The organism is Ruegeria sp. H8, from assembly GCF_056532905.1.
The window spans coordinates 16,858-27,992 of sequence record NZ_JBQFNY010000006.1 but is presented as its reverse complement, the minus strand read 5'-3'; the positions used below and the strand labels follow the sequence as shown (position 1 = coordinate 27,992).

The 11,135-nt window shown below is 59.5% G+C and carries 7 protein-coding genes; 3 read left to right on the top strand and 4 right to left on the bottom strand.

Annotated features, from left to right (window positions below):
* Positions 1-12 precede the first annotated feature (12 nt).
* From ACR0A2_RS14700 to ACR0A2_RS14685, 4 genes are all read right to left on the bottom strand, one after another.
* Positions 13-906 (bottom strand): cyanophycinase, encoded by an 894-nt coding sequence (locus ACR0A2_RS14700; RefSeq protein WP_480835758.1) that lies wholly within the window; start codon positions 904-906, stop codon positions 13-15.
* 7 nt (positions 907-913) lie between these two features.
* A complete protein-coding gene (locus ACR0A2_RS14695; RefSeq protein WP_480835756.1) occupies positions 914-1,198 on the bottom strand; it encodes a hypothetical protein in 285 nt (94 codons plus the stop codon).
* A 244-nt stretch (positions 1,199-1,442) separates the two neighbouring features.
* Positions 1,443-2,939, bottom strand: coding sequence for an L-piperidine-6-carboxylate dehydrogenase (amaB, locus tag ACR0A2_RS14690; RefSeq protein WP_480835941.1), 1,497 nt, complete (start codon positions 2,937-2,939; stop codon positions 1,443-1,445).
* A gap of 18 nt (positions 2,940-2,957) precedes the next feature.
* The gene (locus ACR0A2_RS14685) at positions 2,958-4,064 is read right to left on the bottom strand and encodes a saccharopine dehydrogenase family protein (RefSeq protein ID WP_480835755.1); all 1,107 of its coding nucleotides are present in this window, start codon (positions 4,062-4,064) and stop codon (positions 2,958-2,960) included.
* Positions 4,065-4,705: 641 nt separating this feature from the next.
* On the opposite strand from ACR0A2_RS14685, the gene ACR0A2_RS14680 reads away from it, so the two are divergent.
* The 3 genes from ACR0A2_RS14680 (at position 4,706) to ACR0A2_RS14670 (ending at position 11,118) form a co-directional block, all read left to right on the top strand.
* Entirely contained in the window at positions 4,706-7,180 is a 2,475-nt protein-coding gene (locus ACR0A2_RS14680) for a CoA transferase (protein ID WP_480835753.1), read from the top strand.
* Positions 7,181-7,421: 241 nt separating this feature from the next.
* Positions 7,422-8,672, top strand: a complete 1,251-nt coding sequence (locus ACR0A2_RS14675) for an aminotransferase class V-fold PLP-dependent enzyme (RefSeq protein WP_480835752.1) — start codon at positions 7,422-7,424, stop codon at positions 8,670-8,672.
* A 28-nt stretch (positions 8,673-8,700) separates the two neighbouring features.
* Entirely contained in the window at positions 8,701-11,118 is a 2,418-nt protein-coding gene (locus ACR0A2_RS14670) for a GcvT family protein (RefSeq protein ID WP_480835750.1), read from the top strand.
* Positions 11,119-11,135 lie beyond the last annotated feature (17 nt).

Here is an 11,135-nt window from a genome sequence, read left to right as displayed (position 1 = left end):
GCTCCCCGTTGGTTAGCTTTTATTCCCCCCGCTGGCGGCCTCTTCCCCGGACAAATCCGGCAAGGTGCAGAACGCCAAATGCTCATCCGGCGGAAAAGCCTGGCGAGCCGTCAGGTCATAACGGCACCCTTCACCCAGAACGTCAAGCCGAAGTCCCAGAAGGCTAAGCGCTTCGCCCCGCCGGGCATCCCACATTGATGAATGAGTCAACTGGCTGGCATCCACGACAGTAACCGAGCCGCTGCCGATGACTTCAAAGACATTGTCGGGCCCAATGAAGGCGGCCGTATCTTCGTCAATTCCCAAACCAATCAAAAATGGGTTGAAAGATGAGGCCGTTAGCAGGCGACCCAGACGATTACGCTGGGTGAAATGCTGATCGATGATGACGGCATTGGTCAGGCCCATACCCGGTGCAAGTGTAATGTTGCCTTCCGCCGGGGCCGAGTTGCTGCTGCCACCGGCAACCATGTGTTCAGACATGATCGAAGCACCTGCCGAAGTTCCGGCAACCGGAACACCGGCTGCATTCCGCCGGCGGATTTTTTGGGCGACCAGAGTTCCCCCAAGAATCGCTGACAGGCGCAACTGGTTTCCACCTGTCATGAAAACTCCGGTCGCTCGATCAAGCATCTCGACATACTCGGGGTTGTCGCAATCCGCCCTGCGCGAGATAGGCAGGAACTCTACTTTGCCCGCACCCAGTTCGGAAAAGATACGGTTATAATCGGGCCCGGTTTCTTCCAGCATCGAGGCTGTCGGGATCACGACGATGTCGGCATCGCTGCCGCCGGAAAGCTCAACGAACTTGCGATGGATCTGCATTTCCTTGACGCGATCTTCGCCGCCCCCGATCGGGATAATGAACCCGCGTGGGGTCTCTGCATCAATGGGTGCAGGGCACATGTCTTAACTACCTTCCGGTGCTGAAGCGGGCAGTCACCGGGGACCGCGCGGACGCTTTGAACTGTTCATGCATGCCACGTCGGGCTATTTGGCTTTCGCGGACATGCTGCTCCCCCCCGGCCATCACATGCCGTACAGCAAGGTTTTCGTCAAGAACCACCAGATCGCCGTCCATTTCCGCCTTCAGGCGCCCATTGCGATACGGTTCTAGCACATCGGTCACGTTCGAGATGAACAGCCCCAGCGCACCGAACAGGGTCATTCCCCGATCTATGAGGTTGCTCGAAGTCACGGATGGCCTCCTGCCGAAACGCGTCGGATCGCCATCATGGAAACGATACGCGCGTTGCCGCCGCCCTGGCGACATTCACGACAACCCATCTGCATCGAAACGACCGCCGCAGCGTCTACATCGAAACCCGCAGCCTGAACACTGCTTCAACATATAGGAAAAAACAAACACCCGGGACTGGTCGTCCCGGGTGGTGTTTTTGCGGGCTATTCAAGTTTTTTGCCCGACAACTATCCAGCCACACTCAGATGTCGAATTTGACGCCCTGTGCCAGTGGAAGTTCGGCAGAGTAATTCACGGTGTTGGTCTGTCGGCGCATATAGGCTTTCCACGCGTCCGAACCGCTTTCGCGCCCGCCGCCGGTTTCCTTCTCTCCACCAAAGGCGCCACCGATCTCTGCCCCTGAGGGCCCGATATTGACGTTGGCAATTCCGCAATCGGATCCGGCTGCGGACAGGAACTGCTCGGCCTCGCGCATGTTCAGGGTAAACACGCAGGATGAAAGGCCTTGCGGTACGTCATTCTGAAGCTCTACCGCGTCGTCGAAATCGTCATAGCCCATGACGTAAAGGATCGGCGCAAAGGTTTCGGTTTTCACGGTCGCGGTCTGACCCGGCATTTCGACAATCGCAGGTTCCATGTATACGCCTGCTGGAACGCCTTCGGTAACGCGGTTGCCGCCGAACACCGAACCGCCTTCCGCTTCGGCCGCTTTCAAAGCCGCGGTCATCGCCGCACCCGCCGCTTCGTCCACAAGCGGTCCAACCAACGTGCCGTCTGTCAGAGGATTGCCGATGTGCAGACCCGAATAGGCTTTTTTCAGACGGCTCACCAGTTCTTCGCGGATCGAGTTGTGCACGATCAAGCGACGCAGCGTGGTGCAGCGTTGACCGGCGGTACCAACTGCCGAAAAGACAATCGCGCGCACAGCCATCTCCAAATCAGCCGAAGGGCCGACGATCATTGCGTTGTTGCCACCCAGTTCCAGAATGCACTTGCCAAAGCGCTGTGCGACGATGGGGGCAACAGCGCGGCCCATGCGGGTCGATCCCGTGGCCGAGATCACCGGAACATCTTCACTGGCCACCAGTCTTTCTCCCAGATCGGCGCCACCGATAAGCGTTTGCAGCAGACCGTCCGGCGCATCGCCAAATCGGGCCAGGGCGCGTTCGAAAACCTTTTGACAGGCCAGCGCCGTCAGCGGGGTTTTTTCGGACGGTTTCCAGATCACCGGATCACCGCATACGATGGCCAGAGCAGCGTTCCACGACCAAACCGCGACCGGGAAATTGAACGCGGAAATCACACCAACCGGGCCAGCAGGATTCCAGGTTTCCATCATCCGGTGGCCGGGACGTTCGGACGCGATGGTCAGACCATAAAGCTGACGCGACAGGCCGACGGCAAAGTCACAGATGTCGATCATCTCCTGCACTTCGCCCAGACCTTCCGAGGTGATCTTGCCTGCTTCCCAACTGACCAGAGCACCCAGATCATCCTTGGCCGCGCGCAGCTCTTCACCCAACAGGCGGATCAGTTCACCCCGGCGCGGGGCGGGCACCACGCGCCATTCCCTGAACGCGGCCTTTGCACGGGAAAAGATGGCGTCCATGTCCGAGATCGGCGTCTCGTGCACTTCGGCCAGCAGGCTTCCGTCAATCGGCGACGTGACCTTGAGCGTGCCGCCTTTGAGTTGGGCCTCGGTCAGATCCAGGTTTTCAAGCGTGGTTTGGGCTGTCATTACGATGTCTTTCATATCTCAGGCCGCCTTGTTCTGTTCGGTGACGTCGCCAGCACGATACAGCTGGCCAAACTCAGTGTTGAGGAAGTCGTCCAGCTTGACCTGTTCCTGCCGGACAAAGCCTTTCGAGGGCAGCGCTCCGATCCGCATCAGATCGACCACCCCCAGCACGCCTGCGGCGGTCGTGACCTGAATGGCGCTCCAGACCTGTCCATTGATGGTGCGGGCAAAGGATTTGTTGATCAGGGACTTTTCGCGCAGCACGCCATCAATGACGCCTTTTGCGGTGCAATATACCAGCACCACGTCCTGATCGGTGCGGGGCAGGGCGGCCTCGAATATCTCTTTCAGCAGGTCGCGGCGGCGTTCCAGCCCCAGATCGTTCAAAAGCAGCTTCAGGATATCGCAATGACCCGGATAGCGGATCGAGCGATAGGACACATCCAGCGCCTTGCCTTCCAGCGTTTCCGGCAACGTGCCCAGACCGCCCGAGGTATTGAAGCATTCGTATTCCACGCCGTCATGGCCCAGAATCTCGTAGTTCTCCAACGGCGCGGTCTTGACCAGCTTGCCGTTCACGATGGCATCGCATGGGTTGCAATATTCGTTGATCAACCCGTCGGTGGACCAGGTCAGGTTGTATTTCAGCGCGTTGGTCGGATAAAGCGGCAATGCTCCCACACGCATATGCAGGCTGTCAATCTCGTCAAATTCCGCTGCCAGCGAAGCCCCGGCGATGCCGACAAACCCTGGTGCCAGACCGCATTGCGGCATAAACGCAGTAGCGCTGTTCCCGGCCAGTTCACGCACCGCATTCGTGGCCGCGACATCCTCGGTCAGGTCGAAGTAATGCGCGCCGGCCGTTTTCGATGCTTTCGCAATCGAAGGGGTCAAGAAGAACGGCGCTGCCGAGATGACTGCATCGAAACCCGTCAGTTCCCGGGCCAGCCCGTCCGCGTCATTGGCATCGATCTGTCTGGTTCCAATGCCCATCTTCGAGATATCACCAAGCGCTTTCAGATCGTGATCAGCGACCGTCACAGAGTAATTCGGCGACCCTTTCAACAGGGTTGCAATCATCTGTCCGATCTTTCCAGCGCCGACAACGCACACATTCCAGGACATAAATATCTCCGCTGTTTCCCATCCTGTTCCAAGCGTGACGCGCGGCCTCGACAATTCATAGGTGCCAATTTGACGAATTGATGTAGATCGTGGTCATATTGCCGGAAAAAGAGATATTTTATCGGAATCGCGATTGCCGGCCATGTGTCGCGACAGGTCCTGCCACGTGCCAACGTGGCCTTTGGCCCGATTGTGCCGAGACCTTTTGTCTTGCGGCGCCTGACACCTGGGAAGCTCCACGTTCTTGAGCGATTCCAAGAACTTGTGTTCCGACTGCCGGGCGCAACGGTCCGGTGATCTTGCAAGGCGACTGATCCGCTTCCATCCGGGCCTCGGTGCGCTTCCAACTATGCGTCTCACGCGGATTTTTGAGCGATGTTTCTCGTTTGCGACATGGCTTGGTCAAATCGAACAACTTCTTGGCATTGCTCGGCTGCATGGTACGCGCAGCGGTCGCCGGAGAAGGCTGTGAAGCTTGGTCGTGGCCGCCTTGTCGCATGTTGAACAAGGGCAGGTGTTGCATTGATCGCGTTATGTCCCAAGCCTGAAAACTCAGCCTGTTCCGGAAAGGGCGTTGTGACCTCTTGCCTGCACGCCGCTTCGCAACAAACACACCAAACACCCGGGGAGGGTCACAACGGATGACTGCAAGGCAGCTCGATCATATTCGTGTCCTCGATTTTGGCCAATACCTGGCTGGTCCACTGGTTGGCATGATGCTTGCTGATTTGGGGGCAGAGGTGATCCGCATCGACCCGCCCGGTGGCCCGCGATTGAAAGAACCGGCCACAGACGTGCTGTCACGCGGCAAAACCGCCGTGACGATCGACCTCAAATCCGAAGGGGGTTTGCAGGTCGCGCGCGAATTTGTGGCGCGGGCTGACGTGGTGATCGAGAACTTCCGGCCCGGCGTGATGGAGAGGCTGGGCCTCGGTCCGAAAGCTCTGCGCGACATAAATCCGCGCATCGTGTCATTGTCATTGCCGGGGTTTGCCTCAAATGATCCCGCGCTGGCCGATCTTCCGGCGTGGGAAGCCGTGATCGCGGCCTGTACCGGGCAATTCACGGATATGGGGCTGAACCGGCGCCTGATGGGCATCAACCCATCCTTTTCACCTTTGACGCTGGCATCCGCCTATGGCGCTTCATTAGGCGCGATGGCCGTGCAGTTCGCTTTGGCTGCACGTGACCGGAACGGAGGCGATCACATCGAGGTGCCTCTGGCTTCGGCTTTGCTGGAAGGGTTGGTGTATAACTGTGAGCAGATTGAGGACTATCCCGAACGCTACAAGTCCCCTCGCGAAGTGGAACTTGACAGGCGCGCAGCCGAAGGCTTGCCAACGGATCTGAGCTTTGCGGAACTGGAAGAGTTCCTGGACCCTTTCTATCGAACTTATACCTGCGCCGACGGGCGTGGGTTCTATGTGGTGGCGGGCAGTGTGAAAACACATCCCCGGCGGGTGTTGGAGACGCTTGGCCTCAAAGACCTTGCCGATCAATTGCCGGACTTCGACGCCTATCTCGATACCGCAGACTGGCCGGATGAATGGTCGCTGCGCAACTACCCCGTCGGAGCAAGGGATCGCGCGCGTGTATCCGACGCAATGAAAAAGGCCTTTCTGACAAGGCCCTCTCATGAGTGGGAAGCCCTTTTCGGGTCTGCCAAGGCGCCCGGAACGGCGCAACGGTTCAGCAAGGAATGGCTGGCCGATCCGCACGCTTTGGCCTCGGGTCTGGTGTTGGAGGTCGAAGACCCGCGTCATGGGAAGATGAAGCAGATGGGAAATGTTGCGTGGCTTGCGGATGATGGCGCTGCGCTGGTCAAAAAACCGGGCCCCGATCCCGATGACGCACCCGTTTCAACGATCCTTGCCGAACCGCCGCGCAGCGGACCGCCAGCCGCAAGCGGCCAGGGCTGGCTGGACGGGTTGAAGGTGCTGGACCTGACCAACGTGATCGCCGGTCCGACGATCGGGTCCACGCTGGCGCGATTTGGCGCTCAGGTGACATCCGTTCAGCCGACAGAGCCATCAGTCGATCCGTGGAACACCGTGTTTTTCGGTCTGCACGCACATCGTGGAAAACAAAGCGTTTTGCTGAACCTGAGCTCGGATGGCGGGAAGCGGGCGTTGCGACGGCTCATCGACTCCTCGGATATCATCACCATGAACGGCACGGATGAGCAGCGCGATGCCCTGGGGTTGAGCGAGGAAGAGCTGTCGGCGATCAACCCCCGCCTCATACTGGTGCAACTCGATGCCTTTGGCGGTCCTGCGCGCGGACCCAAATCGGACCATCTGGGGTATGACGACCTGGCGCAGGCCGCGACAGGGGTCATGGTGCGTTTTGGCGGTGGCATGGCCACGCCCGAAGAGCATGCGCATTTCGGTACGATTGACGTTCTGACCGGCTATTGCGCATGTGTTGCGCTTGGTGCGGCCCTGCTGAGATTGCAGAAAACCGGAAAAGGCGGGATTGCGCGGGCTGCGTTGGCGGCGGCCGGCAACCTCATTCAGGCGCAATTGATGCATGATTTCGAAGGCCGCGCGCCCTTTGACGAACCAGCCGGGCGCGCAGCTATGGGCTGGGGACCATTCTACCATTGTTACCGCGCGGCGGACGGGTGGATGTTCTTTGCCGCACCCGCCGAACAACGCGAAGCCCTGCGCCGTGTCTCGGACCTCGCCAGTATGGCCGATACACCGGAGAAGGAATTGCCGGATGCGCTTGCGGATCATTTTGCAAGGCAACCTGTTGATTACTGGCAAAAGGCGTTTTCCGGTTCTTCCAGCACCGTCATGCCTCTGGGATCGTTGCATGACACGCGCGACGCCGTGTTGCAGCCGGAAAGTGCCGGGAATATCGACCTGATGCGGGGAACGTTCAGCGTCATTCGGCATGACATGCATCCTATGGGCCGGTGGTGCGATCTGGTTGCCCCAAATGCCGTGCGACCCGAACGCGCCCGGATCGTCATTCCCGGACCGATGCCGAAATACGGCGCGGATACACGCAGCATTCTGCGAAACGTCGGTTATGCAGATGAGGATATCGACGCGATGATCTCTGCTGGATCGGCCGCCGAAAGCTGGTCGGAAAAGTACCTGCCCGAGTAGTCGACCAGCTACAAACGGTTCGGAAATCAAGAAGATATGCCATTCGCCGCCGCAGGCACAGAGTCCCGGGCTTGGCGACGGGTGGTATCCGTCGTGACAGGCTTTGGGCTGGCACCCGCGCGACTTGCACAGAATATTCTACCGCTTTGCCACAGTTTTTTTTGCATGTCTTGCGGCAAGAACCGTCCTAGGGTCGGCAAAGCACAGCTTTGCACACACAACGAAACAAGAACCACTGACCATGAGCCAAATATCAGAGAGCCTGCTGAACCAAATCCGCAGCCGCTTTGCCCAGATCGATCATTGCCCCGAACAGGGTGAGCGGATCTTTTTCGAGAATGCCGGAGGCGCACTGACATTGAATTCAGTGTTGGAAAGTTCGGTTCGTTACGCCGCCATCCCGGACAACCAGGGGCGCGACAATCCGGGATCCCATGCCCTGGTCGCCACGATCAACGCGGCCAAGGCGGATATGCGGGATTTCATGAACGCACCCGGCGGGCAGTTCTTTGTGGGTGAAAGCGGCACAGAGCTGTTGTTCCGGCTGATCATGAACGCATGTCTGGGAACGGGTCCGGGCGTTGTGCTGGGATCCACATTGGAACACCCGGCGACGCGATCGGCCTGTGATCGTTGGGCTCGCATTTCCGGGCAAACCCATGTTTTGGTGCCCCATGATGACGCCAGCGGCACCGTCACGGCCGAAGCCTATGCCGCGACCGTGACACCGGATACCAAAGTGGCGACGATCCTGCATACCTCTCCGGTGACGGGAATGGGCGTTGATGTCGCTGCCGTCTCTCAGGCCATCCGCGCCGTGGCTCCGGATTGTTTCATCATCGTCGATGGCATCCAGCACGCAGCGCATGGCCGGATCGATCTGACCGCCTATGACGTAGATGGTTATGTGATTTCGCCCTACAAGGTGTTTTCGCGTCATGGCTACGGCGTGGCCTGGATCTCAGATCGCTTGACCGCGCTGGAGCACAACGCCTTGCTGGATGGCCCCGCGGACAACTGGGAAATGGGCACGCGCGACACCGGAGCTTATGCCACGATGTCCGACGTCGTATCCTATTTCGAATGGCTGGGCAGTCAGGTCAGCGATGCCGAAGACCGGCGCGGCAAGTTTCTGGCGGCGGGTGATGCGATCCATGCGCAGGAAAAGGCGCTGACCGACGCGATGATCCACGGTACCGGCAACCTGAGTGGCCTAGCCGAGATGGAAAAAGTCACCATTCTGGGCGGGGCCGACAACCCGGCACGAGAAGGTCTGGTATCGCTGCGTGTCGAAGGTGTGGCCTCGTCCGAGGTCGTCAAACGGCTGAACGAACACGGTATCCGCACGCATCTGCGCAAGGCGGACCACTATTCCGGCAATATCCTGACACCGCTTGGCTATGATGCCTGTGTACGGGTCTCGATGTGTCACTACAACTCGATCGGCGAAGTCGCCAAATTCCTTGCCGTCATGAAAGAAATCGCCGCCTGAGCCGCGCCATATCCAAGGACATTCCCTCATGAAAACCCATGCACAAGCTGTTGTCATCGGCGGCGGCCTTGCCGGTACGTCGATCCTGTATCACCTTGCCAAACTCGGCTGGACGGACTCGATCCTGCTGGAACGCGACGAGCTGACCAGCGGATCGACCTGGCACGCGGCGGCCAACATCCACGGTCTGCATGACAACAACAACATCACCCGCATCCAGCACTATACGATGAACCTGTACAAAGAGCTGGAGAAGGAAACCGGCCAAAGCTGTGGTGTGTTCCAGCCCGGATCGCTCTATCTGGCCCAGACCGAAGAGCGCGAGCAACAGTTGCGCCTGCAAGAGGCGAAGGCCCGGTTTTATGGGCTGAATTTCCACGAGGTCAGCCGGGAAGAGGCCAAAGAGCTGCACCCGCTGGCGCAGTTCGATGACATCCGCTGCATCATGTACGAACTTGATGGCGGCAATGTGGACCCGTCCGGCGTACCGCATGCCTATGCCGCCGGGGCCCGTGCGATGGGGGCCACCATCGAACGGTTCTGCCCGGTGATCGCCACGGAACAGCAACCCGATGGCAGTTGGATCGTTCGTACGCCCAAGGGTGACATTCATGCCCAATGGGTGGTCAACGCCGCGGGCCTCTGGGGGCGCGAGGTGGCGGCGCTGGCAGGCCTGACCCTGCCGCTGCAACCGACCGAACATCAGTATTTCGTGACCGAAAGCATCGACGAAGTGGCCAGTCTGGGCCGCCGTCTGCCGTCAATCGCCGACCGGGACGGCGAGTATTACTTCCGACAAGAGGGCAACGGCCTGCTGATCGGGGCCTATGAAAAAGACATGAAGTTCTGGGCCGAAGACGGCACGCCGCTCGACTTTGCCCATGATCTGTTCCCCGACGATCTGGACCGGATCATGGAAAACGTGATCCGCGCCACCGAACGCGTGCCGGTCGCCGCCACGGCCGGGGTGAAACGGGTGATCAACGGCCCGATGATCTGGTCGCCCGATGCCAACATGCTGTGGGGGCCGGTGCCCGAGCTGAAGAACTATTTCCTCTGTGGCGGTCTGATCCCCGGCTTCTCGCAGTCCGGCGGGCTGGGGCTGCTGGCGGCGCAATGGATGATCGAGGGTGAACCGCAATATGACATGTTCGCCTGGGATCTCGCCCGCTTTGGCGACTGGGCCGACAAAAAGTTCACCAAGGCGCGGGTCGAAGACGCCTATACCCATCGCTTCAAAATCCACTTCCCGAATGAAGAACGCAGCGCAGGCCGCCCGGCCCGTGTGCGCCCCGCCTACGAGATGCAGAAACAGATGGGCTGTGTCTTTGGTCTCAACTGTGGTTGGGAACACCCATTGTGGTTTGCAGATGAACCCGGCACCGAAGAGACCGCTGGCTTTACCCGTCAGAACTGGTTTGATCCGGTGGGGCGCGAGGTGCAGATGCTGCGCGACAGCGTGGGCGTGATCGATATCTCGAACTTCGCCAATTACGTGATCAAAGGACCGGGCGCTTATGACTGGCTGGATCGTCTGGTTGCCAATCGCGTGCCCACCGAGGTTGGCCGCAGTTGCCTGACGCCGCTGATCTCGGTGCGCGGCGGCGTGGCGGGTGATTTCACCATCACCAAGCTGGCCGAAGACGAATACATGATGATCGGCTCGGGCATGGCTGAACGCTATCATCAGCGTTTCTTTCAAATGGTGGAAATGCCCGAGGGCACAGCTTTTGAAGTCGCAACGGACCGCGTTGCGGGGTTCAACATCGCCGGCCCGAAATCTCGCGAGGTGCTGGCGCGCCTGACCAATGCTGATCTTTCCAACGAAGGATTCCGCTTCATGCGGTCCCGGAAGATCACCGTTGCAGGTGTTGATTGCGTGGCCATCCGGGTCAGCTTTACCGGCGATCTGGGTTGGGAACTGCACTGCGCCGAGTCCGATCAGGTCGCGCTTTACTCTGCGTTGGTGGAAGCCGCCAAAGACTGTGGTGGTGGCCCCGTGGGCGGGCGGGCGCTTGGGTCGCTGCGCATCGAAAAGGGTTATGGATCCTGGGGGCGGGAGTATTCTCAGGAATACTGGCCGCAAGAGGTCGGGCTGACGGGTCTGATCAAGCTGGACAAGGACTTCCTGCACAAAGACGCCTATCTGTCCATCAAGGACAAAGCACCACGCGAGGTCCTGTCCATCTTTGAACTGGACGTGACCGAGGATGCCGACGCCACTGGCAGTGAGCCTATCTTTACACCTGATGGTGCGCCCGTGGGCCGTGTCACATCGGGTGCGTACGGGTATTCAGTCGGGAAATCTTTGGCCTTGGGTTTCCGCAACCCTGACGTGGCGCAGCCAGGGGATGAAGTGGTGATCCAGGTGATTGGCAAACCGCATAAGGCTCGGGTGCTGGCAGAAGCGCCGTTCGATCCTCTGGGCGGCAGGCTGCGCGGCTGAAGCAACCGGCCCGCCGG

Excerpts from the sequence above, each read along its gene's own strand:
- ACR0A2_RS14685 (WP_480835755.1), bottom strand. The coding sequence starts at position 4,064 with ATGTCCTGGAATGTGTGCGTTGTCGGCGCTGGAAAGATCGGACAGATG.
- ACR0A2_RS14670 (WP_480835750.1), top strand. The coding sequence starts at position 8,701 with ATGAAAACCCATGCACAAGCTGTTGTCATCGGCGGCGGCCTTGCCGGT.
- ACR0A2_RS14680 (WP_480835753.1), top strand. The coding sequence starts at position 4,706 with ATGACTGCAAGGCAGCTCGATCATATTCGTGTCCTCGATTTTGGCCAA.
- amaB (WP_480835941.1), bottom strand. The coding sequence starts at position 2,939 with ATGACAGCCCAAACCACGCTTGAAAACCTGGATCTGACCGAGGCCCAA.
- ACR0A2_RS14700 (WP_480835758.1), bottom strand. The coding sequence starts at position 906 with ATGTGCCCTGCACCCATTGATGCAGAGACCCCACGCGGGTTCATTATC.
- ACR0A2_RS14675 (WP_480835752.1), top strand. The coding sequence starts at position 7,422 with ATGAGCCAAATATCAGAGAGCCTGCTGAACCAAATCCGCAGCCGCTTT.